22 protein-coding genes and 2 pseudogenes are annotated in these 26,088 nt (G+C 71.1%); 15 read left to right on the top strand and 9 right to left on the bottom strand.

The window, feature by feature from the left end:
* Positions 1-16: 16 nt before the first annotated feature.
* Entirely contained in the window at positions 17-1,453 is a 1,437-nt protein-coding gene (locus tag ACFVFR_RS07270; RefSeq protein WP_383698694.1) for a hypothetical protein, read from the bottom strand.
* A gap of 17 nt (positions 1,454-1,470) precedes the next feature.
* On the opposite strand from ACFVFR_RS07270, the gene ACFVFR_RS07265 reads away from it, so the two are divergent.
* Positions 1,471-1,932 carry a hypothetical protein gene (locus ACFVFR_RS07265; protein WP_383698693.1) on the top strand — a complete coding sequence of 154 codons (462 nt, stop codon included), beginning with the start codon at positions 1,471-1,473 and terminating at the stop codon, positions 1,930-1,932.
* A gap of 257 nt (positions 1,933-2,189) precedes the next feature.
* Here the strand turns inward: ACFVFR_RS07265 and ACFVFR_RS07260 are convergent.
* Positions 2,190-2,414, bottom strand: a pseudogene (locus tag ACFVFR_RS07260) (LLM class flavin-dependent oxidoreductase); the annotation flags it as partial.
* A 524-nt stretch (positions 2,415-2,938) separates the two neighbouring features.
* Between ACFVFR_RS07260 and ACFVFR_RS07255 the strand changes: the two are divergent.
* From ACFVFR_RS07255 to ACFVFR_RS07245, 3 genes are all read left to right on the top strand, one after another.
* Positions 2,939-3,841: a class I SAM-dependent methyltransferase gene (locus ACFVFR_RS07255; RefSeq protein WP_383698692.1), complete on the top strand. Its 903-nt coding sequence runs from the start codon at positions 2,939-2,941 to the stop codon at positions 3,839-3,841.
* Between the two features lie 810 nt (positions 3,842-4,651).
* On the top strand, positions 4,652-5,554 hold the full coding sequence (htpX, locus tag ACFVFR_RS07250) for a zinc metalloprotease HtpX (protein ID WP_383698691.1): 903 nt from the start codon (positions 4,652-4,654) through the stop codon (positions 5,552-5,554).
* Positions 5,555-5,668: 114 nt separating this feature from the next.
* The gene (locus tag ACFVFR_RS07245) at positions 5,669-6,253 is read left to right on the top strand and encodes a hypothetical protein (protein WP_383698690.1); all 585 of its coding nucleotides are present in this window, start codon (positions 5,669-5,671) and stop codon (positions 6,251-6,253) included.
* 283 nt (positions 6,254-6,536) lie between these two features.
* On the opposite strand, the gene ACFVFR_RS07240 is transcribed toward ACFVFR_RS07245, so the two are convergent.
* The 4 genes from ACFVFR_RS07240 to ACFVFR_RS07225 all read right to left on the bottom strand — a co-directional run bounded on the left by ACFVFR_RS07240 (position 6,537) and on the right by ACFVFR_RS07225 (position 11,644).
* Entirely contained in the window at positions 6,537-7,055 is a 519-nt protein-coding gene (locus tag ACFVFR_RS07240) for a hypothetical protein (protein ID WP_383698689.1), read from the bottom strand.
* An 89-nt stretch (positions 7,056-7,144) separates the two neighbouring features.
* Positions 7,145-8,200 (bottom strand): MerR family transcriptional regulator, encoded by a 1,056-nt coding sequence (locus ACFVFR_RS07235; protein WP_383698688.1) that lies wholly within the window; start codon positions 8,198-8,200, stop codon positions 7,145-7,147.
* Between the two features lie 463 nt (positions 8,201-8,663).
* Positions 8,664-10,478: an SDR family oxidoreductase gene (locus ACFVFR_RS07230; RefSeq protein WP_383698687.1), complete on the bottom strand. Its 1,815-nt coding sequence runs from the start codon at positions 10,476-10,478 to the stop codon at positions 8,664-8,666.
* 296 nt (positions 10,479-10,774) lie between these two features.
* A complete protein-coding gene (locus tag ACFVFR_RS07225; RefSeq protein ID WP_383698686.1) occupies positions 10,775-11,644 on the bottom strand; it encodes a M24 family metallopeptidase in 870 nt (289 codons plus the stop codon).
* A gap of 642 nt (positions 11,645-12,286) precedes the next feature.
* On the opposite strand from ACFVFR_RS07225, the gene ACFVFR_RS07220 reads away from it, so the two are divergent.
* The 5 genes from ACFVFR_RS07220 to ACFVFR_RS07200 all read left to right on the top strand — a co-directional run bounded on the left by ACFVFR_RS07220 (position 12,287) and on the right by ACFVFR_RS07200 (position 16,966).
* Entirely contained in the window at positions 12,287-13,405 is a 1,119-nt protein-coding gene (locus ACFVFR_RS07220; RefSeq protein ID WP_383698786.1) for an ABC transporter ATP-binding protein, read from the top strand.
* Positions 13,395-14,366, top strand: coding sequence for an ABC transporter permease (locus tag ACFVFR_RS07215; RefSeq protein WP_383698685.1), 972 nt, complete (start codon positions 13,395-13,397; stop codon positions 14,364-14,366). The genes ACFVFR_RS07220 and ACFVFR_RS07215 overlap by 11 nt, the downstream gene beginning before the upstream one ends.
* Positions 14,367-14,505: 139 nt before the next feature.
* Positions 14,506-15,423, top strand: coding sequence for an ABC transporter ATP-binding protein (locus tag ACFVFR_RS07210; protein ID WP_383698684.1), 918 nt, complete (start codon positions 14,506-14,508; stop codon positions 15,421-15,423).
* A 17-nt stretch (positions 15,424-15,440) separates the two neighbouring features.
* Positions 15,441-16,160: an ABC transporter permease gene (locus ACFVFR_RS07205; RefSeq protein ID WP_383698683.1), complete on the top strand. Its 720-nt coding sequence runs from the start codon at positions 15,441-15,443 to the stop codon at positions 16,158-16,160.
* A 317-nt stretch (positions 16,161-16,477) separates the two neighbouring features.
* Positions 16,478-16,966, top strand: coding sequence for a hypothetical protein (locus tag ACFVFR_RS07200; protein ID WP_383698682.1), 489 nt, complete (start codon positions 16,478-16,480; stop codon positions 16,964-16,966).
* A gap of 78 nt (positions 16,967-17,044) precedes the next feature.
* Here ACFVFR_RS07200 and ACFVFR_RS07195 read toward each other — a convergent pair whose 3' ends face one another.
* On the bottom strand, positions 17,045-17,614 hold the full coding sequence (locus ACFVFR_RS07195) for a helix-turn-helix domain-containing protein (protein ID WP_383698681.1): 570 nt from the start codon (positions 17,612-17,614) through the stop codon (positions 17,045-17,047).
* Positions 17,615-17,973: 359 nt separating this feature from the next.
* Here ACFVFR_RS07195 and ACFVFR_RS07190 point away from each other — a divergent pair, with 359 nt between their 5' ends.
* The 4 genes from ACFVFR_RS07190 (at position 17,974) to ACFVFR_RS07175 (ending at position 21,334) form a co-directional block, all read left to right on the top strand.
* Complete coding sequence (locus ACFVFR_RS07190) at positions 17,974-18,771, top strand: aldolase (protein WP_383698680.1); 798 nt, start codon at positions 17,974-17,976, stop codon at positions 18,769-18,771.
* On the top strand, positions 18,771-19,709 hold the full coding sequence (locus ACFVFR_RS07185) for a dihydrodipicolinate synthase family protein (protein ID WP_383698679.1): 939 nt from the start codon (positions 18,771-18,773) through the stop codon (positions 19,707-19,709). Before ACFVFR_RS07190 ends, ACFVFR_RS07185 begins: the two co-directional genes overlap by 1 nt.
* A gap of 321 nt (positions 19,710-20,030) precedes the next feature.
* Positions 20,031-20,537, top strand: coding sequence for a beta-class carbonic anhydrase (locus ACFVFR_RS07180; RefSeq protein WP_383698678.1), 507 nt, complete (start codon positions 20,031-20,033; stop codon positions 20,535-20,537).
* Between the two features lie 308 nt (positions 20,538-20,845).
* A complete protein-coding gene (locus tag ACFVFR_RS07175; protein WP_383698677.1) occupies positions 20,846-21,334 on the top strand; it encodes a beta-class carbonic anhydrase in 489 nt (162 codons plus the stop codon).
* A 91-nt stretch (positions 21,335-21,425) separates the two neighbouring features.
* Here the strand turns inward: ACFVFR_RS07175 and ACFVFR_RS07170 are convergent, their stop codons facing one another.
* Together ACFVFR_RS07170 and ACFVFR_RS07165 are read right to left on the bottom strand one after the other, a co-directional pair.
* Positions 21,426-22,733 carry an MFS transporter gene (locus tag ACFVFR_RS07170; protein WP_383698676.1) on the bottom strand — a complete coding sequence of 436 codons (1,308 nt, stop codon included), beginning with the start codon at positions 22,731-22,733 and terminating at the stop codon, positions 21,426-21,428.
* A 319-nt stretch (positions 22,734-23,052) separates the two neighbouring features.
* A complete protein-coding gene (locus ACFVFR_RS07165) occupies positions 23,053-23,769 on the bottom strand; it encodes a FadR/GntR family transcriptional regulator (RefSeq protein WP_383698675.1) in 717 nt (238 codons plus the stop codon).
* A gap of 443 nt (positions 23,770-24,212) precedes the next feature.
* On the opposite strand from ACFVFR_RS07165, the pseudogene ACFVFR_RS07160 reads away from it, so the two are divergent.
* Positions 24,213-24,615 (top strand): annotated as a pseudogene (locus ACFVFR_RS07160) (VOC family protein); the annotation flags it as partial.
* A 162-nt stretch (positions 24,616-24,777) separates the two neighbouring features.
* Positions 24,778-25,287 carry a GNAT family N-acetyltransferase gene (locus ACFVFR_RS07155; RefSeq protein WP_383698674.1) on the top strand — a complete coding sequence of 170 codons (510 nt, stop codon included), beginning with the start codon at positions 24,778-24,780 and terminating at the stop codon, positions 25,285-25,287.
* The last annotated feature ends 801 nt before the right edge of the window (positions 25,288-26,088 follow it).

Genomic DNA, 26,088 nt, shown 5'->3' with positions numbered 1-26,088 from the left:
GACGCCGCCCCGCTATTTACATATCGTCGAATGTCGGCTGAGTCCAGGGCTGGTCCGGCGGCGGCTCTTGTGCCCCCAGCAAGTCCGTAACCCGCCCGGTCTCGTCATCCGAGAGCGGAAGCAACATACGAACCGTCGTGCCAAACAGCGTGTCGAGGCGCACCTGCGTACGAGCGCCACGCACACTGGCCGTTCGAGCTCCAAAGGCACATTGCAGCGTCACGCCAGATGCAACCTTCGCGTCAGCTTCGATAACACCCTCTGCCTGCCCAAGAGCATCACTGATTCCATCGAGTTGTACATCGCGGGAGATGTCGTCCCCTGGTCCGCCATATCCTACGTGGCGATTCGTGACCACCATGCTCAGCGAGGTGAGCGGAATAGAAAATCGAGCGGCGCGAGCTCTCACTTCGTTCAGAAGAGGCAGGTCATACTCTTCCGTTAACGGAAGTTGACGCCTGGATTGGGCAGCCATGACATGGAAGCCTGGGATCTGCAGAATTAGCTGACCTGACCTGACCTGACCTGACCTGACTTGCCACCGCCATGGAGTGGAATCCGAAGGAGCCGAGTCCGGCACAATCATGCATACCCGACTCTTCCACACTTGGATGGCCTGACGCATCAGGTGCTGCAGGTTGTCGGAATCGGGAACAGCTGTCCGCAGCAGCGTGGACAGGCTGAGCATTCGGACCACTCGGTTCCAGAATCGCGTGTCCGGGATCGCTTCGGACTCCAGCAGGTACGTTAGCGCTGTCTCGTCAAGTTGGCCAAGAAGCCTCTGCGGCCCAGGAAAGCTTGCAAGAGTGGCTCCGCTCCCCTGCCAGAGCGCTGCGAGGAAGGCCGACATGCGGTTCGATACATCGGCTGTCATCTGCTCTGTTAGTGCATGAATGGCCTGACGAGTCGGCTCTGCGTCCCCTTCACGCGCCGCCTCGGCGCCCCTGGCGACAGTGGCAACAAACCGCTTGGTTTCAGGGCCATCGAGCCTGCCTCGTCCACCTTCGAGGACGGATCGCGACACCAATTGCGGAAGGCCTGGGCGTTCAACTTCCGGCTGCAGGGCGCCAAGGGCCGGTGTATCAAGCAGCAGTTTGGGGTCCGTCCCACCACGTAGAGGGGAGTCCATTGGACTGCGCTGAGATGAGAATTGTCCAAGAGCCAGCAGTACCGGGCTCTCACTTACTGGAAGGCGATCCAAGTCATCATGTAGCTCGTCTTGGTTCGAGGTGGTCCGCAGATAAATGAACCTTCGGGGAGTGCTCGGCTGAGTAGGCCACTGCACAACCATATCGGGCACATATGTGTGGTTGAAGAACTCGGTCAGGGTGACAGTGGCATGAGGGTCCAGCCTCCTCAGGTGGCTGGCCACAGCACTCTTGATTCCGTTCACCATGGCACGATCATCGGGTTGGCTCATTGCCTGCGCGATCGACTGCTCAACGATGTTCACCACGAGCCATCCCCCCTGTGTGTGAGTTCAGCGGCCACGATGGCTTCCCAGTCCCTGAGAGGCACGAGCGTCTCCTGCTTCTCCGAAAGCACGATCAGCCAGAGCCGTTCCGCGACGGACCGCGCAAGAGCGCGATCGAGCTTCTCTCGAGCCTGGGCGACATCAGCGGTACCGAAGATGCGTTCGCAATTTTGCAGAACGGCCAACTCAACCTGCTCCGGCGACTGAAGCGTGGACCACGAGTTGGCACGGAACGGCGCCCAAGTGATCCACATGAAGTGATCGCTCAGGTGGTGTCCAGCCTGAGCCGCGACGTAACACTTTGCCAGGAAGGCGTCGAACTGAACTCCCTGATCGCCGGGCTGGCTGTAGTTCTTGATCTACGCGCAGAAGGCGTCGTGATGATAGGGCTCGCCGCGCATTACTCCCCCCAGGTCGAAGGAGAACGTGTGGCCGCCATACGGCCACGGCACGGTTAGGCGACGGCCACAGGACGGGGAGTCCGTGTTTGCATAGGCGGCACGGATGCGCATGGTGCTCTCGAGCCACTGCTTGGCTCTGCGCGCCCCCGAAAAGCCCTTGAGCTGGGCATCCTCACCAACTACCACGAATGCATACTAAGACGATCACTCAACCGCTGTCCCGCGATTGCGCGATTCCGGCCCCTCAACCATGTATGACTCATCCGCCTCTGCAACGCAGCAGCTCAACATGGGATAGGTGAAAAAGGCTTGACTGAGGTGACGAGGGTGCCCAGGCGCAGGCGGTCCGTGGCCGTGGCGGCTGCGGTGAGGGTGGGGAGGGCGCCGAACCAGGGGCCGTCGCGGAAGGTCCGCCAGGAGAGGTGGTCGTAGGTGTACGCGGCGTGGAAGCCGAGCTCCTCGGCGCGCTGCCACTTCGCGCGTCCTCCCTCGTGCCAGCGGTCGGTGGGAAGGATCACGGTGCTCAGGCGCAGGCTCATGGCACCGAGCCTACGTCGGCCGCGGGACCGTAGTCGCGGGAGCTGGGAGTGCGGCGCCTGGGGGCATGGCGTCGGGAGTGCGGGGCCTGGCAGCGTGGCGTCTGGGAGTGCGGCGCCGGGGTGCGCGGCGCCCGGACGTGGCGGCGATCCGGCCCGGCGCGAGGGCGGGCGGAGCCCGAGGCGAGGCGGGCGGAATCCGAGGCGACCGCCTCGCCGCGGCGGCCTCGCCGCGGCGCCCGGACCCGCCGGTGACCCCGCTGCCGTGACGGTGCCCGCCGTGACGCGTGGCTGGTGGTCATGGGCTGAGGGCGTTACGGGCGAGGTGGTTGAGTGACTGTGGGACGGGAGAGGGCTCGGGGCGTGGTCGGCCCGGTTGATCGGATGGCCGGAGAGTGACTCAGGGGGCAATGTTCGGTGAACGCCCGAAGGATGGACGCTGACCATCTAGTTCATCTGACTGACGGCCGTCGACGGCTGGCTGACACGGCTTCACAGCGCCCGGACGCGCACCTAGGGTCCGCTGTGTGAAGTTCCACAGCACACTGATCGCCTCCCGTTCCGCCCGTCGCGCGCTGCGGCCCGTACTTGACCAGCTCGACCAGCGCATTGACAGAAAGCTCCGCTCAGCCCGCCGTGAACTCACCGTCCTCCGCGAGGAGCTGCAACGCAAGCACTCCACTGACCTGCTGCTTGGCCGCGACGGCAGGTTGACCGACCGGCAGCCAAGCCGCGAGGAGATCGTGGAACTCGCCGCCCAGATCGCCGTGGTGACCGGCCGCGACAGCGCGTACAAGGAAACCGTTCTGGCCTACCGGACCCTGGTCGAGCTGGAGAACCGGGGCGTCGGGCGCATCGCCGGCTCCACCCGCAACATCCTCGGCAAGCTCGCCGCCACGCCGCTGCTGGGCCCGCCCAACGGCGAGGTCCTGGAGATCGGCACGCTCTACGGGCTGTTCGCCGGCGGCATGGCCCGCCAGCTGCTGCGCAGCGGCCTCTCTTACCAGCTCACCATCGTCGACCCGCTCAACCCCGTGCAGCTCCAGCCCGGCTTCGAGATCTCCTCCGACCCCTCGGGCACCCCCGTCACCGAGGCCGTGGTGCGCGCCAACCTGGCCTACGCCGGAGTCGAGGACGCGCGGCTGCGGCTGCGCAAGGGGTTCTCCGAGGACCCCGCCGTCCGCGAGGAGCTGTCCGACCGGCAGTACGGCGTCCTGATCATCGACGGCGATCACTCCTTCGAAGGGGTGGCGGCCGACCTGGAGTGGGCCGAGCGGGTCGCCGCGCCGGGTGCGGTGATCGTCATGGACGACTTCGGCGACGGCCGGTGGGCCGGCGTGCGCGAGGCCACCGAGAAGCGGCTCGCGGGCGATACCCGGCTGCGCATGATCGGCCAGGTCGCCACCAGCGCCTTCCTCCGCGCGATCTGACCCACCCGCCCGCCTGACCCACCCGCCCCTCTGGCCACTCGCCTGTCCGGCCTATCCGTCCGTCTGGCCTACCCGTCGCTCTGGCCCCCTCGCCTGCCTGGTCCACCCGTCCGCCTGGCCTACGTGTCGCCGTGGCCCACCCGCCCTCTGACCCGTTCCCCGGCCCGGCCGGGCCCGGCTGTCTCGGCCGTCAGCCGGTCCCGGCCGCCGACGGCCAGTCGAACGGGGCGCGGGAGTCGAAGGCTGAGACACCGCCGCCGGCGCGACGGGGGACATGACGGGCGCGGTAGGGGCGTGACGGGGCGCGGTAGGGCGGGCGGGCGTGGTGGGGCGTAGTGGGGGACGCGACAGCTCGGGGTCACGGGCGCGGGGTCGTGGCCGACGCGAGGCCGAGGCGCGTGGCTCGGAGCGTGGGGCCCAGGGGGTCTGGGCCCGGGGCCGGGGGTCCGAGATTCGGGGGACCGGTAGGGGCCTGAGCTCAGGGTGGCACGGCCCGGCCTCGCGTCCGCCGTCGTACTGTCTACCGTCGTACGTTTCTACGCCTGGCCCGCTGACCTGCGGTTTCGCTGACCTGCGGTTTCGCCGACCGGGGGTGGTGGCCGTCACCGTGCCCGCGGAGCCCGGCGTAAGCCCACCTGCGCATCCCCCCGGATGGCGGAGCCGCCAGCCCCGCCAGGCGCCGCGCGGTGCGGTCCGGCGGGCCGGTTGCGCGCCGGGTGATGGGCTGCGAGACATCGCCCGAGCTCTGCGCTTATCTCACGAATACCCCGTAAAGGGGGAGAATCGTAGGAGAGCGCAGAGGAGGGGCTTATGTCGCGTACGCGATTCGCGCCCGACCGGGGCCTGGCCACCCGCATGGTCAGCACGATGTTCCTGATCGGGCTGCTCTACGTGATCTTCATCGGTGTTCTGGTGGCGCTGCTCGGCAACGCGTGGCCCATGATCGTGCTGCTCGTGGGAGGGATGTTCGTCGCCCAGTTCTGGTTCAGTGACCGGATCGCGGCGTTCAGCATGGGCGCGCGCGAGGTCACCCCGGAGCAGGCACCCGAGCTGCACGGCGCCGTGGACCGGTTGTGCGCGCTCGCCGACATGCCCAAGCCTCGCGTGGCGATAGCCGACAGCGACGTACCGAACGCCTTCGCCACCGGGCGCAGCCAGCGCAAGTCGCTGGTCTGCGCCACGACCGGACTCCTGCGACGGCTGGAACCCGAGGAACTGGAAGGCGTCATCGCGCACGAGCTGTCACACGTGGCGCACCGCGATGTCGCGGTGATGACCATCGCGTCCTTCCTCGGCGTGCTGGCCGGGCTGATCACCCGCGTCGCCCTGTGGGGCGGCCTGACCCGGGGCAACAACCGGGACAACGGTCTGGGCATCGCGCTGCTGGTCATTCCGCTGGTCAGCGCCGTCGTCTACGCCATCAGCTTCCTGCTGACCCGGCTGCTCTCGCGCTACCGCGAGCTCTCCGCCGATCGCGCCGCCGCCCTGCTGACGGGCCGGCCGTCCGCGCTCGCCGCCGCGCTGACCAAGGTGACCGGTGAGATGGCCCGGATTCCCACCCGCGACCTGCGCCGAGCCGAGCCGTACAACGCGTTCTACTTCGCCCCCGCCTTCTCCGGCAGCAGCTTCAGCAAGCTGCTGTCCTCCCACCCCACGCTGGAACAGCGACTGGACCAGCTCGGACGCATCGCCGCCCAACTGGGCCGGCCCTGACGGGGGGCTCCCCCTCCCCCTCCCGCCTCCCCCTCCGCCCCGCCGGTCTGGCTCGCGCCGGCTCCGCCTCTCGCCACCCCCACCGCCCCGCGTCACCCTGGAAGGACGATTCTCGTGGGCTTTCTGGACGCCCTGCTCGGCCGTAGCAAGCCGGCCCGCCCCGACCTCGACCAGCTCTTCGCGCTGCCGTCGGCGGCGATCACGTTGGAGGCCGGTGCGGGGTTCACGCCGACCGGGCAGGGCTCGGTGTGCTTCGCGAGCGTGGAAGGCGGCGCGTTCGCCGGCCTCCAACGCGAGGTACGCGACCTGCTCGACGCCGACGCCGAGCGCGGCGGCATCCCGGTCGAGTTCAGCCAGGACGCCTACGGCTTCACCTGGCTGCTCACCCAACACGCCCCGGACGACACCGCGGCCCTGGTCAACGACCTGCACGCGGTCAACACCACACTGCGCGACGGCGGGTTCGGGCCGCAACTGCTCTGTTCGCTGCTGAGCTTCCGCGACGCGCGAGGCCGCCCCCTCGCCCTCGTCTACCTCTACAAGCGCGGCACCTTCTACCCCTTCGCCCCGCTGCCCGACGCCAGCGACAAGCGGGACAACGGCCTCGAACTCCAGACCCGCGCCCTGCTCGCCGACGACCTGCGGATCGAGAAGGACCTGGGCCGCTGGTTCCCGGTGTGGGGGGCACCGGGCCTCTGAGCCCAGGGTGCCGCGCGCCGGCTGTCGACCGCGTGGGCGGGAGAGGGCGGGGACGGGCTCAGACGCCGGCAGGTGGCGTACCAGCCATGCGACGGGTGCGCGCCGTGACGGCCAACCCAGCCGGTGGCCACTTCGGCGGGGGCGGGCTCGATCGGACGGGGCGGGGTCGGGGGCGCTCGGCCGGGCGGGGCTCGATGAGGGTGGGGTGGTGGGGTTGGGCCTCGGTCGGGTCGGACTCGATGGGTGGTGGGTCAGTGGACCGCGGGCTCGGCGGGTCGTGGGTTCACCGGGTGACGCTGCGCAGCCAGGGCGTCAGGCTCCACGGGCCCAACAGCAGTTCCTTGTACGTGACGTCGCCGGGCAGCGGAATGATCAGTGTCTGGGTGAACGTCCGGGCCCGCACCCACGCCCGCCCGCCGTAGACGGAGTCGAGGAAGGCGGGTAGCTGTGCGCGCGGTACACCGGAGAACTCCACCTCGTCCACGGTGACGGTGGCGTCGCCCTCGCTGAACACCTGGACCTGGACCTCGGGGCGGCCCGGCAACTCGATGAACGCCTCGTGCGGCAGCGAACCGTCCGGGTCGGTGACGGTGAAGGCACCGGCGGCCAGTCGCCGACCGGACTGGTCGGCACCGATGGAGTGCTCCACGTCGACCTGACGCCCGTACCGCTCCGCCACGGCCACCACGGCGGCCACGGCACGCTCGGTGCTGTCGATCCGAGGGTCGCCGGCCCCTGCCCCGCCCACTCCGTGCTCGCTGTTTCCGCTGCTCGAACCGGGTGGCTCATCCGTGGGTCTCATGCCTTCCCATGATGCCGTACGGGGCTCGGATACGACGTCGCGTGACGGGCGGCCCGTCTCCCGGCAGGGCCGGCTCGGCTCGCCACGGCTCAGTCACTCGGCCCTGGTCGGGGTGGCTCGGGTGGGGTCAGGCGGTCCATGCGGCGGGCCCAGACCTCGCGCTCCGCCGCGCCGGCTATGAAGGTGGCCGCGTGCGCGTCGCCGACCAACTCGCGCACCGCGCGCAGGGTCTCGCTGGGCAGCGCCACCTGTGCCGCGTCGTCCTCAAGTTGTGGTCGGGCCTCCCGTGGTGAGGGTCTGGTCGCCGGTGCGTCGGCGGGTCGGGGCTCGGGTCGCGGTCCTGGCCGGGGTGCCGTGGCGGGGGTGGGGGCTGGGCTGGGCAGGTGGCCGAACTGGCCCAGGTGCCGGTGCAGGTAACGGGTGGCCACCGAGCGCATCGCACGGGCCAGCTCCGCGTCGATGGTCTGCTGCGCGAGCGGCCGGAAGCGGCGGATGAGGAACGCCGCCTCCTGGGCCTCGGCGTCGGTCGGGGGGTGGTCCAGGTACTGCTGGAACACGTGCTCCGTGGTGAAGTCGAGGAAGCGGACCGCGATGTGCTCGATCTGGCCGCGCAGCTCCCGTACGTGGTCGGCGATGGCCAGCAGCGGCACCCCGGCCGCGTGCAGTTCAGCCGCCACGGACAGCTCCTGGGGGCTGGGCACCAGGAACACCTCCGGGTCCCCGGGGTCGGGCTCCAGGATGCCCAGCTCAGCGGCCTCCGCGATGGCCGTCTCGTCGGGGTCGCCGCCGAACCGCTCGGCCAGCTCCGCCCGGGTGATCCGGGCGGTCTTCTCGTCCGTCCACGGCCCCTCGACCTCGGCGACCAGGCCGAGCACCCCGCCCAGATCCTGGCCCGCGTCCCAGGCCGCGAGGAGTTCCTTGATGCTGGAGAGGGTGTAGCCCCGCTCCAACAGGGCCGCGATCCGCTGGAGTCGGACCAGATGCTCGCCCCCGTACACGTTGGCCCGACCCCGCCGCTCGGGCCTGGGCAGCAGGCCACGGTCCTGGTAGGCCCGAATCGTGCGGACCGTGGCGCCACTGTGGTGGGCCAGGTCCTCGATCCGGTACTCGGGGGACGCGGCCGGCTCGGCGGACGGTTCCGACACGTCCTACCCCTTTCTTTCCGTTCCTTCAGCTCAGCGGTTCAGTCGTCCGGCGGTTCGGTCGTTCGGTGGCTCAGTCGTCCGGCGGTTCGGTCGTCCAGCGGTTCGGTGATTCGGTGATTCGGTCGTTCGGCGGTTCGGTCGTTCGTGAGGGAGGGAGTTGGTGGTTGGCGGCCGCTGGTCGGTGGCTCAGGTCCGGGGCGGGCCGGGCCGTGTTGGGTTGGGCCGGGCCAGGCCAGATCGTGTCGTTCGTTCGGGCTGGGTCGTGTTGGCTTGGACTGGGCTGGCCCGGGTTGAGCTGTCCCGGCTCGGGCTGGTCTGGGCCGGGCTGAGCTGGCCGGCTTGGACGGGCTGCTCCGGGTTGGGTGGGGTGCGGTCGGCGTGGTGCGGTTGGCCGGCCAACGGCCCGCTCCTGGTGCCCGTGCGTGACACGGTGGCTGGTGGCGGGCCCGGCCTGCGGGCGGGGTCAGTCCTTGGGCTGGAGCCTGGCCAGACCACGGAGGACCTTGGGCGTGAAGCGGGACATCAGGTACGCGCCGCGCGCTTCCGGGGTCACGGGCACCACGGCCCGGTTACGGGCCACGGCGTCCAGGATCGCGTCGGCGACCTTCTCCGGTGGGTAGTTGCGCTTGCCGTACAGGCGGGTGCTGCGGGTCCGGCGGCGCTGCTCCTCCGTACTGTCGACGCCGACGAAGCGGGTTGTCGTGGTGATGCTGGTGTTGACGATGCCGGGGCAGATCGCGGAGACGCCGATGTCCTTGTCCGCGAGCTCCGCGCGCAGGCACTCGCTGAGCATCAGTACCGCCGCCTTGGACGTGGCGTACGCCGGCAGCATCCGGGTCGGTTGGAACGCCGCCGCGGAGGCCGTGTTGACGATGTGGCCGCCCTGGCCACGATCGGCCATCTGCCTACCGAAGGTGCGACACCCGTGGATGACGCCCCACAGGTTGACATCGAGCACCTGTTGCCAGTCCTCGGGGCGGGTGTCCATGAACGGGCCGGATATGCCGATCCCCGCGTTGTTGACCAGCACGTCCACCACTCCGTGCTCGTCGGCGACCTTGGTGGCCAGCTTCTCCATCGCGTCCCCGTCGGAGACGTCGACGGCCTCGCTCCAGGCCCGTGGGGCGCCGATGAGGCGCGCCAGCTCGGCGGTACGGGCCGCACCCTCGGCGTCCCGGTCCACGGCCACCACCCGCGCGCCCGCCTCCGCGAAGGCGAACGCCGTGGCTCGGCCGATGCCGCTGGCGGCGCCCGTGACCAGCACCAACTGGCCGCCGAACCGAGCCGCGTACGCGCTCTTGGCCTGCGGCTGCCTGGCGGACGCGCCGTCCTCCACGCCGGTGACGAACTCCGCGATCCAGGCGGAGATCTGGTCGGGACGGGTGCGTGGCGCCCAGTGCTTCGCGGCCAGGCGGCGGCGCGTCAACTGGGGTGCCCACTGGTCGAGTTCGTCGAAGACCCGCTCGGAGACGAAGACGTCGCCGGTGGGGTGGATGAGCTGCACGGGCACGTGGGCGTAGGCGTCGGTACGCGGGCGGCGCAGTCGGGCACGCACGTTGTCCCGGTACATCCACACCCCGCGGGCTCCGTCGCGCGGGAGCGAGGGTGTCGGGTAGTCGCCACCGGGTTCCCCACGGCCGGGGGTGTTCTCCACGCGGGACAGCAGCTTCGGCCACGCCTTGGCCAGCGGTCCGCGCCACAGCGCTTCGGGGAGCACGGGGGTGTGGAAGGCGTACACGTACCAGGACTTGACGCCCTGGCCGAGGAGCTGGCCGACGCGGCGGGGCGTGGGACGCACGGCCCGCTTGTGCAGCCAGATGCCCAGATGGTCCAGGCTGGGGCCGGACATGGTGGTGAAGGACGCGATACGACCCTCGGTGCGCCCCACGGTGGCGAACTCCCAGCCCTGTACCGAGCCCCAGTCGTGCCCCACCAGGTGCACCGGTTCGTCCGGGCTGACCGCGTCGGCGACGGCCAGGAAGTCGTCGGTCAGTTTCTCCAGCGTGTACCCCCCGCGCAGGGGCCTGGGCGCGCTTGACCGGCCGCAGCCGCGCAGGTCGTACAGGACGACGTGGAACCGGTCGGCCAGCCGTCCGGCGACCTCGCTCCACACCTCCTTGCTGTCGGGGAAGCCGTGCACCAGGACGATGGTCGGGCGCTGGCGGTCGCCCAGTTCGGCGACGCACAACCGCACCCCGCCCGTGCTGACCCACCGCTCGGTCGCCCCGGCCAGGGCCCCCGTTGCCACCGTGCCCCGCGCACCGGTGCTCGCTGCCACTGTGTTCGCCTCCCTCTCGCTCGCTTCCACGGCCTCGTTCGCTGCCGTGGCCCTACCGGCCGTCGTCCCGCCGGAGCCGTCCACCGCCCCGGCGGATTCAACCGCCCCGCCGCTTCGCCGCCTTCCCTCGTTGCGCCGCCGTGCACATCCCCACCCTCACGGGTTCGCCGCGCGCGGACTCACCATCCGCGATCGGGCTCCCCGTGGCGCCGTCCTCACTGGCGGTCGGCCGCCCTCGCTCGCGGCCCCGGTCGCGTCGGCGAGGTCGGACGCGGGCGGGCTGGTGTCGCCCGCGCTCACACGGCCTTCTCCTCCGCCCAGCGCCGAACGTGCGGCAGATCGTCGTCCAGCCAGAACGCGCTCTGCTCGGGGTCCCGGGAGTCGGTGACGACCAGGATCTCCTCGAACTTGGCTCCCACGCCCCGGAATCCGAGGTGCGGCTCCACGGCCCACAGGCCGGGGCGGGGCGGATGGTCGGAGAATCGGTGCGGGCTCCACAGCGGGGACCAGCCCTCCCGGTGTCCGTGCAGGGCGTCGCTGGCCAGTCCCTTGAGGCTCTGGGTGCCGAACCCGAACGCCGTCGGCGACCAGCGACGCTGCCGCACCCGGTCCACCTTGTGCGCGATCACGCCGAAGGGGTAGGCGCGGTGCCGGTTGGCGTAGCCCTGGCGGACCATGAGCCGTTCCACGTCCTCGTATATCTCGCGCAGCGGGCGCCGCTCCCGCACCTCACGCAGGATCAGTTCGCGGTGTGCCTCCAGGTCGGCCACCAGCCTGTCGTGCAGTGGGCTGGGGCCAAGGCACCCCGCGTACCCGATATCCGCCGTGTAGCCGTTGAACACCGGGGCCATGTCGAGAATGAAGGGCATGCCCGGCTCCAGCTCCCGCCGGGTGGGGAAGAACTGGAGCGGGACGCGGAAGTCGGTGAAGGCCGTGCGGTCGCCGAACCAGGCGAACGGCAGGTGGAACCAGTCGCGCACACCCCGCTCGCGCAGCCACTCGCGCTGCATCCGCGCCGCCTCGCGCTCGGTCACCCCGGGCCGCAGCTGTGCGGCGACGGCCTCCGCGCACTCGTAGGCGAGCCGCTGCACCGCGCGGAAACCGCGCAGTTCGGGCGCGAGTCCGGCACCGCGCGTGCCGAGTCGATCGTCCACCGTTGTGGTCATGGCTCCCGTCCGTCCCTGAGCGATGAGGCCCCGGCGCCCCCCGGCCCCGACCTGGCCCGCAGGCCAGCCCACAGGGCCGGAAGACGCGGGGGAGTGTCCCTGTTCCGGCCCCGCAACTTGACACTGATGAATGTGACAATGGCTGGCGGCTACGTCAATAGGCCCGACCCGCCTGTGGAAAACCGTGGGTAACACCGGAAGCGCGGGCGTCTCGTGCCCCGCCGCCACCCCCGGGTCCGGTCCTCGACCCGTCCCACGAGCCCGCCCGCCCCCACCGCACCTCACAGGCCCAGGCGCCCCGCCCGCCGCCCCACCGGACCGTCGTCACACGGCCGCCCGACGGGCTCTCGCGTCACTCATTCCGCGCCCCGGCGCGTTCCCGTCCCGGTGGTGCGCCTCTTTTGTGGGCGGCCCTTCGCCCGTGCGCCGGGTCGTGTCGCCCCCGCGCCCCCACCTGTCCACCGAGGGTGACCCTTGGACGAAAACCCCAGCTCAGACCCATGGATAGCGACCAAGGAGTACAACGGGTGTTCTCCTTCGAGCCTGTACCCCTACGGGCCTCTACGACTCCAGTCGTAGGAGGTGGGGACCTCTGGATGGACGCCGGAAACGGTGACCGGCACTACCTTCGAACACGTGACTGTGATCGCTACCGAAGGTCTGAGCAAGCGGTTCCCCCGGGTGACCGCGCTGGACCGGCTCTCCCTCGACATCGCCCCGGGCGTGACCGGACTGGTGGGCGCCAACGGCGCCGGCAAGTCCACGCTGATCAAGATCCTGCTCGGCCTCTCCCCTGCCAGTGAGGGGAAGGCCGCCGTGCTCGGCCTCGATGTCGCCAGCGAGGGCGGGGCGATCAGGGAACGCGTCGGGTACATGCCGGAGCACGACTGTCTGCCACCGGACGTGTCGGCGACGGAGTTCGTCGTGCACATGGCGCGTATGTCGGGACTGCCACCGTCCGCCGCCCGTGAGCGCACCGCTGACACGCTGCGCCACGTCGGCCTCTACGAGGAGCGGTACCGCCCCATCGGCGGATACTCGACCGGCATGAAGCAGCGGGTCAAGCTCGCTCAGGCGCTCGTCCACGACCCGCAGCTCGTGCTGCTCGACGAGCCGACCAACGGCCTCGACCCGGTCGGCCGGGACGAGATGCTCGGCCTGATCCGCCGCGTCCACACCGACTTCGGCATCTCCGTCCTGGTGACCTCGCACCTGCTCGGCGAGCTGGAGCGTACCTGCGACCACGTGGTTGTCATCGACGGCGGCACGCTGCTGCGATCGTCCTCGACGGACGACTTCACCCAGGCCACGGCGTCGCTCGCGGTCGAGGTCACGGACAGCGACACGCACCCGGACGGCACGACCGCGCTGCGCGACGCGCTGGAGCGGGCCGGCCTCGCGGTCGCCACGGCCGAGCGGGAGGCGGACGGCTCGCCGGCGTCGGCCAGGGTGCTGTTCGTCGAGGTCACCGGCGACGACACCTACGACGCGGTGCGGGACGCGGTCGCCGGGCTCGGGCTCGGGCTGGTGCGGATGGAGCAGCGCAGGCACCGCATAGCGGAGGTCTTCCGCGCCGATCCGGCGGCCCAGGCCGCCCCCAGCCATGCCACCCCGAGCCGCACGGCCCCAGGCCCCACGGCCGAGGACCAGGCCACCTCCGCCCGGGGTGCCGCCGCGCAGGCGGACCCCGCCCATCAGCACTCCGCGCAGCGGCACGCCGCGCGTCAGCACCAGGAAGGAGGCAGCGGCGATGTCGCCTGAAAAGCCAGCCGGCACGACGCGGTCGGGCACCACGCGGGCAGGTTCGGCGCAAGCCGGCGCGTGGCAGGCCGCGCGCGGCGCGGCGCCGACCGCCGATGTCATCCACAACATCGGCTACCGGCACTACGACGGCCCGCGCCTCGGTCGCGCCTACGCCCGCCGGTCGCTCTTCTCACAGAGCCTGCGCGGCGCCTACGGACTGGGCCGTTCCGCCAAGTCCAAGGTGCTGCCGATGCTGTTGCTCGGTGTGATGTGCCTGCCCGCGGGGATCATCGTGGCGGTCGCCGTGGCGACCAACGTCAACAAGCTTCCGGTCGAGTACACGCGGTACGCGATCATCCTGCAGGCTGTGATCGGTCTGTTCGTCGCCTCGCAGGCGCCACAATCGGTCTCGCGTGATCTGCGGTTCAAGACCATCCCGCTGTACTTCTCGCGGCCGATCGAGACCGTGGACTACGTGGTGGCGAAGCTCGCCGCGCTGGCCTCGGCTATCTTCCTGCTCACCGCGACACCCGTAGCGATCCTCTACGTGGGGGCGTTGCTCGCCAAGCTCGATTTCGTGGACCAGACGAAGGGGTTCGCACAGGGAATGGTCTCCGTGGCTCTGCTTTCGATTCTTTTCGCCGGCATCGGCCTGGTGATAGCCGCGCTCACGCCGCGCCGGGGTTTCGGCGTCGCCGCCATCATCGCGGTCCTGACCATCTCCTACGGCGCCGTCAGCGTCATGCAGGGCATCGCGGACGAGCAGGCGGAGAGCGGGGCGATCGAGTGGCTCGGCCTCTTCTCGCCCATCACGCTCATCGACGGCATCGGCTCGGCCTTCCTGGCCGCGACGTCCGCCGCACCCGGCGAGTACGGCCCGGACGCCGCCGTGGGCGTCGTCTACCTGCTGGTGTACGCCGCGCTGGCCGCCGGCGCGTACGGGCTGCTGGTCCGTCGCTACCGGAAGGTCGGCCTGTGACCAGCCAGGACCACCCGGCGCGCCCGGCCGATCGAGGGGTGGCCGTAGCCGACCGGTTGAGGACGCTGCACGTCCCTGGTCACCCCGCCGCCCACGGCCCCGCCCTCGCCACCACCCCTCGAAGGAACGGGCCGCGCCCATGAGTACTGTCCTCATCGACAACGTCTCCCGCTGGTTCGGGAACGTCGTCGCCGTCAACGACGTGACGATGACCATCGGTCCGGGCGTGACCGGTCTACTCGGCCCCAACGGCGCGGGCAAGTCCACGCTGATCAACATGATGGGCGGCTTCCTCGCGCCGTCCACCGGCTCCGTCACCCTGGACGGCACGCCGATCTGGCGCAACGAGCAGAGCTACCGGCACATCGGCATCGTTCCCGAGCGCGAGTCGATGTACGACTTCCTCACCGGGCAGGAGTTCGTGCTGGCCAACGCCGAGTTGCACGGGCTGGCGGAGCCGAAGGCCGCCGCGCGGCGGGCGCTGGCCACGGTGGAGATGGAGTACGCGGCGGGCCGGAAGATCTCCACGTACAGCAAGGGCATGCGCCAGCGCGTGAAGATGGCGTCGGCGCTGGTCCACGAGCCGTCGGTGTTGCTGCTCGACGAGCCGTTCAATGGCATGGACCCGCGTCAGCGGATGCAGCTCATGGATCTGCTGCGGCGCATGGGCGCCGAGGGACGCACCGTGTTGTTCTCCTCGCACATCCTCGAGGAGGTCGAGCAACTGGCCGCGCATATCGAGGTGATCGTCGCTGGCCGGCACGCCGCGTCGGGAGACTTCCGCAAGATCCGCCGCCTGATGACCGACCGCCCGCACCGCTACCTGGTGCGCTCCAGCGATGACCGGGCGCTGGCCGCCGCGCTGATCGCGGACGCGTCGACGACGGGCATCGAGGTGGACACGGCGGAGGGCGCGTTGCGCGTCCAGGCCGTCGACTTCAACCGGTTCACCGAACTCCTGCCGCGCGTCGCCCGCGAGCACGGCATCAGGCTCCTCACGGTCTCGCCATCGGACGAGTCCCTGGAGAGCGTCTTCTCCTACCTCGTCGCGGCATAACGCAAGGAGCCCCAGCGATGTACAACCCCACGGTCGCCCGGCTCACCTACCGGGCGCTGCTCGGCCGGCGCCGCGCGCTGATCCTCTGCTCACTGCCCGCGCTGCTGATCGTCATCTCCATCGCGATCCGGGTGATGACCGGAGCCGACGACGACACCGCCGACGCCATCCTGGGCGGCTTCGCGCTGTCCGTGATGGTCCCGCTGATCGGCGTGATCGCGGGCACCGGCGCCATCGGCCCGGAGATCGACGACGGTTCGGTGGTGTATCTGCTGGCCAAGCCGGTGAAGCGGCCGACGATCATCGTCACCAAGCTGTTCGTCGCGGTCGGCGTCACGATGGCCTTCTCCGCGATACCCACCCTGATCGCCGGCCTGATCCTGAACGGCAACAGCCAGGGCATCGCCGGCGCGTACACCTCGGCCGCCGCCATGGCCTCCATCGCCTACAGCGCGATCTTCCTGCTGCTCGGCACCGTCACCAAGCACGCGGTCGTCGCGGGTCTGGTCTACGCGCTGGTGTGGGAGTCCGTGTTCGGCACGTACGTCTCCGGCGCGCGCCAACTCAGCGTCCAGCAGTGGTCGCTGGCGGCGGCCGAGAGGATCGGCCAGGGCGACGTGATCCGTTCGGACGTGGGCCTGCCGGCGGCCGTGGTGCTGCTGATCGGCGTCACGGTGGTCGCCACCTGGTACGCGGGACAGAAGCTGCGCGGCCTCACGCTGGCCGGCGAGGAGTGACGTACGGCCCCGGTCGCCCTCGGGTGCGGGGTAGTTGAGACGTACGAGGCGCGCGGCTCGTACGGGGGCGCGGTCGGGCTTCCCGTACGAGCCGCTCCGCGTGTGCCGAACTCACCCGCGCGCGTGGTGTGATCGACCGCGTGAGCCCGTTTGTTGACTCTTCACCGTATAGCCATGTGCATGTCACTGGCTGATGGTCGTGCCTGGCGGGCCATCCGCGCGCCACCGGCACAAGCCAAAGGTTGAACAGCTTTTGACCTTCAGGAGTGGGGCTCACGCAGGGGGTGTTGTCAGAGGTGGCGAGTAGCGTCTGAGGCATGGGGTACTCGGGTTGGATCATCGTCGCCAAGGGCGATGACACGCTGTCGAAGGAGTCCGCCGTCGTCGCCCACGGGAGCGCGATCCTGGCGGAGTACGTCCGGGGGGACTGGCGCGAGCTGTGGCTCAACGACCGCTGGGGGGCGCGGCCGAGCCCGTCGGTGGCGGAGGTCGTCGCGACCACCAGCGCGCCCGCGATGGCGATCTACGTGCGGGACGAGGACTGCGCGGTGGCGTACGGGGCGACGCCGTCGGGCCGCCGTTGGGAGGGCGTGTTCAGCGAGGAGGCAGCCGCCGCGTACGAGGTGACACCGGCTCATTACCAGCGGGCGCGGGCCGTCGTGGGGGCGCTGGCCTGGGCCAAGGAGGCGGGGCTGACGTGCTGCGAGCCGGAGCCGGTCGAAACGGCCCTGCGGGACGGCTGGTACTCGGACCTGCTCCAGCGTTTCGGCCTGCCCGAGGGCGTGGAGGTGCACCGGGCCGGCTGAGCGGGCCGACTCGGCCGGAGCGCGGCGGTGCGGGCGGGCTGGGGATGGCGGCGTCTGTGCCCGACTGGCGGGTGGGGGTCAGGGCAGGTGCGGGTGAGCGGTCTCCGCCGCGTCGCGGTCGTCGCTGACCATGAGCAGCACGGCGGCACGCTCGGCGCTGGTGGAGCGGACCTTGTGCGGGGTGGTCGCCTGGAAGTAGACGGAGTCGCCGGGGCCGAGGGGAATGATCATCGAGGGGAAGATGAGCTCGGCGTTGCCCGCGTGGACGAAGACGAACTCCTCGCCCGGGTGGTCCCGGAACGGTGCGGGTCCCCCGTGTGGCGGATAGAGCATGAAGGGCGTCATCCGCTTGTCGCGGGCCTCCAGGGCTATCCCCTCGTACCGACTGCCGGGCTCCTCGTCGGAGGAGAGCACCTGACGTTCGCCGGCGCGGGTGACGGTGATCTCGGAGGGCTCCGTGGCGTCGGCGAACAGGTTGCCCAGCGGGACGTGCAGGGCCTTGGCGAGTGACACGCTGACGGAGATGGACGGCGTGCTCTGGCCGCGCTCGACCTTGGACAGGTAGCTCTTGGTGACCCCGGAGCGCTCGGCGAGAGCCTCCAGTGTCAGCAGTCGTTCCTTACGAAGCTGCCGGACCCGATTGATCACTGTCTTCTCCCCTTCGCACACCGCTCCGCGCGGGCTGGCATCGGCCGGGCGGGAACCCAAGTATGTCCCGGCCACCCCGGACGAGCCCGGCCGAGCGAGCTCCGAACGGCGGGCGGTGCCAGCCGGTGAGCGGTGGGCGACGAGCGGTACGCGCCGAACCGCACCGGCCTCGGAGTCGACCTGGCACAGCCGTCGGTGGCGTAGTCGGAACCGGCCGCGCGGGTTCGTGGCGGACACCCCTTGCCGTCATGACACCTGGTGTCCTATGGTGAACACAGTTTCCTCTCGGTGGTGCTGTGCCACAGCACCGGACGGTGGGCCTGCCGGCGACGGCGTGTGCCCCGGAACTGGAGCAGACCATGGCGAACACGCTGCGGGACTCGAAGACCGTGCTCGTGGACCGCGCCGAGCGGCTGATGAACGGCCACTTCGCGGACTCGAAGCTCACCACGCGTCAGAAGATCGCCTTGACCTGCCGTATCGCGTACGACGGCGGTCACGACTCGGGACTGGCCGGCCAGATCAGCGCTCGTGGACCCCGGCCCGGCACCTACTACACCCAGCGCCTCGGCCTCGGCTTCGACGAGATCACCGAGGACAACCTCCTGCTCGTCGACGAGGACCTCCAGGTGCTGGAGGGCGACGGCATGCCCAACCCCGCCAACCGCTTCCACTCCTGGATCTACCGCGCCCGCGAGGACGTGCACTGCATCGTCCACACGCACGCGCTGCACACGGCCGCGCTCGCCATGCTCGAAGTCCCGCTCGTGGTCTCGCAGATGGACACCACGCCGCTCTACGACGACGTCGCCTTCCTCAAGGACTGGCCCGGCGTCCCGGTCGGCAACGAGGAGGGCGAGATCATCTCGGCCGCCCTCGGTGACAAACGGGCCATCCTGCTGGCCCACCACGGCCAGCTGGTCACCGGGACCACTGTCGAGGAAGCGTGCAACCTGGCGCTCCTGATCGAGCGTGCGGCCCGCCTGCAACTCCTGGCCATGGCGGCCGGGACGATAAAGCCGCTGCCTCCGGAGCTGGCCCGCGAGGCCCACGACTGGACCTCCACCGAGCGCCGCAACCAGGCCAATTTCGCTTACTACGCGCGCAAGGCGCTGCGCCGTCACCCCGACTGCGTCACGGGAGAGGTGAACCTCTGATGGCGAAGCCACTTCTGACCGGGATCATCTCCTACCCCGTCACCCCGTTCGCCCCCGACGGCGGGCTCGACCTGGACGCGCTGCGTCGGCTCGCCGACGACCTGGTGACCGCGGGCAGCCACGGCATCGCCCCGCTGGGCAGCACGGGCGAGAGTGCCTATCTGACCGAGGCGGAGTGGGACGCGGTCTGCGAGACGACGCTGGACGCCGTTGCCGGGCGGGTGCCCACCGTGGTCGGTGTGGCGCACTTCAGCACGCGGGGCACGGTACGCCGGGCCCGGGTGGCCGCCCGGCACGGGGCCACCGCGATCATGGTGCTCCCGCAGGTGTACTGGCGGCTGACCGACGCGGAGCTGGCACGGCACTTCGCCGCCGTCGCCGAGGCGAGCGACCTGCCGGTCATGCTCTACAACAACCCGGCCACCAGCGGTGTGGACCTGCCGCCGAGAGCGGTGGCGGCTCTCGCCCGTGCCATCCCGAATCTGACGATGGTCAAGGAGAGTTCGGGCGACGCGACACGCTTCCGGGCCCTCCGCGAGCTGTCCGACGGCGCGCTGTCGGTCTACAACGGGAGCAATCCGCTGGCCTTGGACGCCTTCCGATCCGGCGCGGTCGGCTGGTGCACAGCGGCCCCCAACCTGGCCCCGCGCGCGTGCCGGGACCTGTACGAGGCGGCGACGGGCGGCCAGCCGGAGCGGGCCGACGCGATGTGGGCGAACCTGCTGCCCCTGCTGAAGCTCATCGTCAGCCACGGTCTCCCACGGACGATCAAGGCGGGCCTGGAGCTCCGGGGTCGTGGCGTCGGCCAGCCCCGCCCGCCCCTGCTCCCCCTGCCCCCCTCCGAGACGGAACAGCTGCGCCACGCCCTGGAGCGCCTCGGCGTCCACCCGCTCCTGAGCCGGACCGACGCCACCCCCGCACCCGGCCTGACCGTCTGACCCGCACCGACGAGCACGGCGCAAAGAGGGGGAGCCACCGACACGAGCAGCACCCAAGGGGAAGGAGGCGACGCGAGCGGTACCGAGGAGGGAGGCTGGGAGAGCGGCACTGAGGAAGCGGCACCGGGGAGAGGTCGTGGCGGAGGCCGGGCGCACGTCGGGCTGGGGCGTCCGGCGCGGGTCGGCCTGGTCGGGACGGGGATGCGGCCGGCTGGCGGGTGCGCGGTACCGCCCTCGCGTGTACGTGTCGGCGCGCGCGTTCCGTACGGCCGTGGGAGTTCCTACGGTGCGGGGAGTCGGCTACAGAAAGCAGGGCTCCCCGTGTCCGTCACCGACGTCTACCTGGCCAACAACGAGTCGTACGCGCTCGCCCCCGCCGCCGCGCTCCTCGGCGAACCACCCACCAAGCACCTGGCCGTGATCACCTGCATGGACGCGCGGATCGACGTCTACGCCATGCTCGGCCTCGAACGCGGCGAAGCCCACGTCATTCGCAACGCGGGAGGCGCGGCCACCGACGACGCGATCCGTTCGCTCGTGGTCAGTCAGCGGGAGTTGCTGACGCGCGAGGTGATGCTGATCCACCACACCAAGTGCGGGATGCTCGGCCTCTCGGACGACGCGTTCAAGCGGGACATCGAGCGGGAGACGGGCGTCCGACCACCGTGGGCGGCCGAGGGCTTCGAGCGACTTGAGGAGGACGTACGACAGTCGGTGGCACGGGTCCTGGTGAACCCGTTCGTACCGCACAAGAAGGCGGTGCGGGGCTTCGTCTACGACGTGGACACACAGCGCCTGCACGAGGTGGCGCGCGAGGGGCGGACGTAACCGCGACAGGTTGGCCGGCCAACCTGTCGCGGGCTCGACCGGCTCGCCGGGCCGCCCACCGAGTAGCCCTGCGGGGTGGTTCATCGGGGCCGGTCGGTGAGCCGTTCGCCGGGGGGCGGTGGAGGTCCGGCCGGTCATCCGGCCCGCGCGGGAGGCGAGGTGCGGGGGGAGTCAACTAGCGTGCGGGGTCGGGTTGTTGCGGGCGTGCTACAGGCGCGTGTACGCGGGGCCTGGCGGCTTCCGTGGGTGTTTCGCGGACCCGTACCGTGCTGTGACGCTCACAGAACGTTGCTACGGGAGGTCGTGTCATGTCCGTCACCGATGAGTACCTGGCCAACAACGAGACGTACGCCGCCACCTTCCAGGGGCCGCTGCCGCTGCCGCCCTCGCGCAACATCGCGGTGGTGGCGTGCATGGACGCGCGGCTGAACGTGTACGCGGCGCTGGGCATCCAGGAGGGAGAGGCGCACGTCATCCGCAACGCCGGAGGCGCGGTCACCGAGAACGAGATCCGGTCGCTGGCCATCAGCCAACGGTTGCTGGGCACACGGGAGATCGTGCTCATCCACCACACCGACTGCGGGATGCTGACGTTCACCGACGACGCGTTCCGGCAGCAGATCGAGGAGGAGACGGGTATCCGGCCGGCGTGGGCGGCGGAGGCGTTCGGCGACGTGGAGCAGGACGTGCGGCAGTCGTTGCGACGCATCAAGGCAAGCCCGTTCGTGCCGCACACCGACGCCGTGCGCGGATTCGTCTTCGACGTGGCGACCGGGAGGTTGAGCGAGGTGAAGTGAGCGGGACGCCGGGGCGGGCCGTCGTGGAGTGGGCCCGCACCGGGCCGGTGGGTTTCTGGCGGGCCCACCGGCCCGGGGCGCGGCCGGTCGCTCAGACCTTGAGGTCGCGGCCCGCGCCCAGACCCAGGGCGGCCAGGCCCGCGCAGACGCCCAGCAGCAGGAGCAGCGGCAGCGTCCAGCCGTCGGTGACCTGGTGCAGCGCGCCAAGAGCCAGCGGGCCCGCGGCGGCCAACAGGTATCCCCAGGTCTGAGCCATGCCGGAGAGCCGGGAGGCGGTGTGGGCGTCGCGGGCGCGCAGCACCATCATCGTCAGCGCGAGGCCGAGCGCGCCGCCCTGCCCGAGGCCGAGCAGTGTGGCCCACAGCCAGGCCCCGCCCGCCGGCGCGACCAACAGACCGACGACGCCGCAGGCCATCAACGACGCGACGCTGACCGCCAGCAGCCGCTGTTGCCGCATCCGCCCGGCGAGCAGTGGCACGACGAAGGAGCCGACACCCTGGAGGAGCGTGCTGTAAGCGAAGATCAGACCGGCCGTCGACTTGCTCATGCCGTTGTCGGTGAAGACGGTCGGCAGCCAGGCGATCACGACGTACGCCACGAACGACTGCGACCCCATGAACAGGGTGATCTGCCAGGCCAGCGGGGTGCGGGAGAGACGCGAGGCGGCGGGGTCGGCAGTCGGGGAGGTGGGGTTCGCGGCCGGGTTCCGGGTGGCGGCGGGCTGGCCGTGGCGTACGCCGCGCCGGGCGATGACCGCCTGCGGTATCCACAGCACTGCGGCCACCGCGGCCAGTAGCGCCCAGGAGGCCAGCGAGCCGCGCCAGCCGCCGAGGGCGTTCTCCAGGGGCACGGACGTGGCGGCGGACACGGTCGCGCCGATGATCATCGCGGTGGAGTAGACGGCCGTCATGGCCGCCGCGCGCTCCGGGAAGTCCCGCTTGACCAGGCCCGGCATCAGAACGTTGAGCCAGGCGATGGCCGTGCCGACGAACGCGCCGCCGACGAACAGCGTGACCACCGGGGGCGCCACCCGTAGCAGGATGCCGCCGCAGAGCAGCAGCAGCGCGGCGAGCAACACCGCCTCGGTGCCGAACCGGCGGGCCAGCTTCGGCGCCAACGGCGAAGCCACGCCCATGAACAACAGCGGGATGGTGGTGACCAGGCTGGTCGCGGTCGCCGCGAGGTGGAAGTGGTCGCTGATCTCGCCGAGCAGCGGGGAGACGCTGGCCAGCGCCGCGCGCATGTTGAGCGCGGCGAGCACGATGCCAAGGAGCAGGAGCGCCGGGTGTGCGCGCAGCGTGCGCCGCGCGGCGGCCACCGGAGGGGTGGGGACCAGGTCCTCTTCGGCATCGATGAGCCGGTCATCGGGCGCGGTGCTCGGCCCGGATATCCCGGACATAGGCGGCTTACCTTTCGTCGTTCGGGCGGGGATCTCGGGCGGGAGGTGTGAAGGGCGCGCGCGGGCGCGCGGAGGCGCGCCGGGTGCGGAGCCCTGGACGCCGGTTCGGGGGCGCGCGTCCGGGCGAGTACGGAGCGCCGGCCCGAGGGTGGCGGCGGTCGGGCCGGTGCGCGGGCGGGGTAGCGGAGGCAGCGGCGGCCGGACGGCTGGAGTCGGCAGGGCGAGAGGTCGGGAGCCTGGAGTGGCGTGTGTGTCAGAGGTTGCGGGGCGAGAGGTTGGGGCCGGGGGAGTGCGAGGGGTTCGGGGAAGGGGGGGAGGGTTACGCGTCCGGGTTGAGCAGTGCGTCCACCGCTCGTTTGGGGGCGTCGAGCAGCGCTCGGGCCGCGTGCTCCGCCGCGACCGGGTCGCCGGAGGCGATCGCGTCGATGACGGCGTGGTGGTCGGCGGGGTCGATGTGCGGCATGTCGTGGTCGTCGAGCGCGGTGACCAGCGCCTCGCGTACGGAACTGCTGAACCAGCCGTACGTCGCGCTCAGCGCGGAGTTGTGTGCCGCGTCCACGACGGCGGTGTGGAACTCGACGTCGTGGTCCGCGTACAGCTCGAAGTCCGCGCCCCGTGGTGGCGGGCCGCCCGCGTCGGCGAGTGCGGCCTGGGCGGCGAGTGCGGCCCGCATCCGCTCCAGGTCGGCGGGGTCGTGCCGAAGTGCGGCGAGCCGCGCGCCCTCGGCCTCCAGCGCGATGCGCAGCTCCAGTACGTCCCGGATGCCGGCGCGTTGAACGCCGCGCATGACCGCGGCCGGGTCGGCCGTGGACACCACGAACGTGCCCTCGCCCTGTCGGGACTGGAGCATCCCGGAGTGACACAGGACGCGCACGGCCTCGCGCACGGTGTTCCGTCCGACCTGGAGCTGTTCGGCCAGCGCGTGTTCGGTCGGTACCCGGTCCCCGATCCGCCAGGCGCCGCTGGCCACCTGCGTGCGCAGCTCCTCGACGACGGTGTCCACGAGCGACTTCCGCCCCGCAGCGCGCAGTGTCATGGCTCGCCTCCTGGCCGGACCGCGACGGTCAGGCGTCGGGTCGTAGGGGAATCACTTGCCCGGTCATCCTACAACTGGATGTATGTGCGAGCCCTGTCCCGGGACGTGACACGCGTTACGCGGGCGGTCCGTGGAGCGGGACGGCCCCGGGCCGGCGGCACGGCACTGGCGTCGGGGGACGGTACCGGGGCAGCCGGCGTGGTGGACGGCGCCGGGGCGACGAGGCGGCACCGGGTCGCCGGGACGGAACGGGGTCGCCGGTACGGCACTGGGCCAGCGGAAGGGCGTCGGGGTGCCGAGAGGGCGTCGGGGTGGCAGGCGGCGAAGTTCGGTCGGGCGAAGTTCGGTCGGTGGGCGGGGTCAGCGGGAGCGGTTGGTTTCCGCAGGTCAGCGACGTTTATCAGAGGGGGCGGTACGGTCCGTTCACGGCAGTCGGTTTCGATCTGACGCTCGACTGTGCGGACGCGCGGCTCCTCGCCGCCTTCTGGAAGACGGCCCTCGGGTACGTGGACCAGCCACCGCCCGCCCCGTTCACGACGCGTGAGGAGTGGCTCGCGCGGTGCGACCTGCTGGAGGGGGGAGGGCGTGGACGACGGGGCGTGGCTCTGCGATCCGGAGGGTGTCGGACCCCGGCTCGCGATCCTCCGGACGCCTGAGCCCAAGACGGTCAAGAACCGCCTGCACATCGACATCCGCGTACCGGGCCACGGCGGCTCGGCCGAGTGGCGGGCCCGTCTATCGGCGGAGAGCGAGCGCCTGGTGGCTGCCGGCGCGAGGGTCGTGGTGACGGTGGACGAGCATCATCACGTCCTGCGGGATCCGGAGGGCAACGAGTTCTGCGGGGCGCGGCGGGGTCGGCCCGAGCGAGGTGGTGCGGGAAGCCGTGCGGGAGGCGGCGGGGTGACGGTCACGCGGGAGGGGTGGCCCGACCGGACGTGCCGGCGGGGGCGCCGGCGGGGGCGGTGAAAGAGGAAGCGGCCCGACCGCACCACCTGCCACCATGGGCCCGTGACGGGTGACGACGTGCGGACGGAAGGGGCCGGCGAGTTGGTGGTACGCCGCGCGAACCCCGAGGACTGGTCGGCGCTCGCCGGGGTCGACTCCGTCGCCACGGCGGACGACGGCGAGCGGCGCGCGAGCATTCGGCGGTGGTGCGAGCGGGGGCGGGTGCTGCTCGCGGAGGACGCGGGCGGGCCGTTGGGCTACTGCGTGGTGGAGTACACCTTCTTCGAGCAGGGTTTCATCACCCTGCTGATGGTCGCGCCAAGCAGCCGCCGACGCGGTGTGGGCGCACGACTCCTCGACGCCGCCGAGGCCGCGTGCACCACGCCCAAGCTGTTCACCTCGACCAACGTGTCCAACCAGCCCATGCAGCGCCTGCTCCAGCACGCTGGTTGGAGCGCGGTCGGGTTGCTCCACGGCCTGGACGAGGGCGACCCCGAGCTCTTCTATCAGTGCCCGCCTGCCCGACTGGGCGGCCCGCCCGCCGCCGGGGCCGGATCACCGACGCCGAGCTGACCAACCCACCGAATGTCGGCCCGGCGAGCACCGGCCCACCGGGCCTGCCTCGCCCTGAACGCCGCCATCCCGAAGCCCGCCCCGCCACGGCGCGACCGACCAAAGCCCGCACCTGCCGAACGCTCCTCCGCCAGCGGGCCAACTCGCGTCTGCGGCGAGCCCGCGCATGCGGCGAACCCGTGCCTGCGGCCAACCTGGGCCTGCGGCCCGCCTCGTACCAGTCGAATCACCTGGGCAGCGGTCGAACCCGCGCCCCTCTGCCAGCGGGTGAACCTGCCCTTGGGGGCCAATCCGTGCGTGCGGCCCCCCGCGCTGCGGCCCGCCTCGTACCAGTCGAATCACCTCGGCGGCGGGCGGTCCCGCCCTTGGGGGCCAACGCGTGCGTGCGGCCCCCGCGCTGCGGCCCGCCTCGCACCAGCCGAATCCCCGGCCGATAGGCGAACCCGTGCCTGCGGCCCAGCCCGTGCGTGTGACCAATCTCGGCCTGCCGCCCGCCTCGCACCAGCGGCCAGCTCACCCCGGCCGAAAGCCCCTCCGCCAGCGGGCCACCAGGTCTTGCGCCGATCCCGCCCTTGCGAGCCAGCCCGCACGTGCGGCGAACCCGCGCCTGCGGCCCAACTCGCACCAGCGACCAGCCCGCCCCAGCCGAACAACCCTCCGACTGCGCGTCAAACCGGTCTTGCGGCGAACCCGGACCTGCGGGCCACCCCGCATCTGCGGCCCAACCCGCGCCAGCGACCACCCCACCCCAGCCGAACGCCCGGCCAGCGGGCGAATCCACACCGGCGGTGAGCCCACGCG

Origin of the sequence: Streptomyces sp. NPDC057702, assembly GCF_042799315.1 — a bacterium.
In the GTDB taxonomy this organism is placed as follows: domain Bacteria; phylum Actinomycetota; class Actinomycetes; order Streptomycetales; family Streptomycetaceae; genus Streptomyces.
This window is presented reverse-complemented; position numbering and strand designations above follow the sequence as displayed.

Bases quoted from the DNA above. Each gene is read 5' to 3' on its own strand.
- ACFVFR_RS07210 (WP_383698684.1), top strand. From the start codon at position 14,506: ATGAGTACTGTCCTCATCGACAACGTCTCCCGCTGGTTCGGGAACGTC.
- htpX (WP_383698691.1), top strand. From the start codon at position 4,652: ATGTCGCGTACGCGATTCGCGCCCGACCGGGGCCTGGCCACCCGCATG.
- ACFVFR_RS07170 (WP_383698676.1), bottom strand. From the start codon at position 22,733: ATGTCCGGGATATCCGGGCCGAGCACCGCGCCCGATGACCGGCTCATC.
- ACFVFR_RS07205 (WP_383698683.1), top strand. From the start codon at position 15,441: ATGTACAACCCCACGGTCGCCCGGCTCACCTACCGGGCGCTGCTCGGC.
- ACFVFR_RS07190 (WP_383698680.1), top strand. From the start codon at position 17,974: ATGGCGAACACGCTGCGGGACTCGAAGACCGTGCTCGTGGACCGCGCC.
- ACFVFR_RS07185 (WP_383698679.1), top strand. From the start codon at position 18,771: ATGGCGAAGCCACTTCTGACCGGGATCATCTCCTACCCCGTCACCCCG.
- ACFVFR_RS07240 (WP_383698689.1), bottom strand. From the start codon at position 7,055: ATGAGACCCACGGATGAGCCACCCGGTTCGAGCAGCGGAAACAGCGAG.
- ACFVFR_RS07225 (WP_383698686.1), bottom strand. From the start codon at position 11,644: ATGACCACAACGGTGGACGATCGACTCGGCACGCGCGGTGCCGGACTC.
- ACFVFR_RS07165 (WP_383698675.1), bottom strand. From the start codon at position 23,769: ATGACACTGCGCGCTGCGGGGCGGAAGTCGCTCGTGGACACCGTCGTC.
- ACFVFR_RS07215 (WP_383698685.1), top strand. From the start codon at position 13,395: ATGTCGCCTGAAAAGCCAGCCGGCACGACGCGGTCGGGCACCACGCGG.
- ACFVFR_RS07175 (WP_383698677.1), top strand. From the start codon at position 20,846: ATGTCCGTCACCGATGAGTACCTGGCCAACAACGAGACGTACGCCGCC.
- ACFVFR_RS07200 (WP_383698682.1), top strand. From the start codon at position 16,478: ATGGGGTACTCGGGTTGGATCATCGTCGCCAAGGGCGATGACACGCTG.